The 695-nt window shown below is 45.6% G+C and carries 2 rRNA genes; both read right to left on the bottom strand.

Annotated features, from left to right (window positions below):
• Positions 1-158: 158 nt before the first annotated feature.
• Positions 159-274 (bottom strand): 5S ribosomal RNA (gene rrf, locus A9267_RS17010).
• 160 nt (positions 275-434) lie between these two features.
• Positions 435-695 (bottom strand): 23S ribosomal RNA (locus A9267_RS21960); the annotation flags it as partial.

Genomic DNA, 695 nt, shown 5'->3' with positions numbered 1-695 from the left:
GACCCCCGGCGTGACAGGCCGGTATTCTAACCAACTGAACTACCGCTCCTTTAGCAAAATGCTTACGCGTAATGCTAAATGCTTTTTAAGTCGCTAACTTGTCAAAGTTAGTAGACTCGCTTTATCGTGATAAAGCTACTCTTTCGAGTAAATTAGGCGCTTGGCAATGACCTACTTTCACATGGGGAGACCCCACACTATCATCGGCGCGATTGCGTTTCACTACTGAGTTCGGGATGGGATCAGGTGGTACCACAATGCTATTGTCACCAAGCAAATTCGGGTGTTAATCGCTTATCGCAATTAACTAAATTCGGAAAGCTGTTTGAGTTTTCTACTTTATTAAGCGCTTTATATTCTTCACTAAGTCTTACCTTCACAGTAAGTAATAAATCTAGTTACCATCAACTCAGATAAAAACTCATCTGGGTTGTATGGTTAAGCCTCACGAGTCATTAGTACAGGTTAGCTCAACGCCTCACAACGCTTACACACCCTGCCTATCAACGTCCTAGTCTCGAACGGCTCTTTAGAGGAATTAAATTCCTAGGGATGACTCATCTTAGGACTCGCTTCCCGCTTAGATGCTTTCAGCGGTTATCGATTCCGAACGTAGCTACCGGGCAATGCTATTGGCATAACAACCCGAACACCAGCGGTTCGTCCACTCCGGTCCGGTTCGTCCACTCCGGTCC

The organism is Shewanella sp. UCD-FRSSP16_17 (genome assembly GCF_001675935.1).
Classification (GTDB): domain Bacteria; phylum Pseudomonadota; class Gammaproteobacteria; order Enterobacterales; family Shewanellaceae; genus Shewanella; species Shewanella japonica.
The sequence above is the reverse complement of the archived record's forward strand: the minus strand, read 5'-3'. Positions and strand labels throughout refer to the sequence as shown.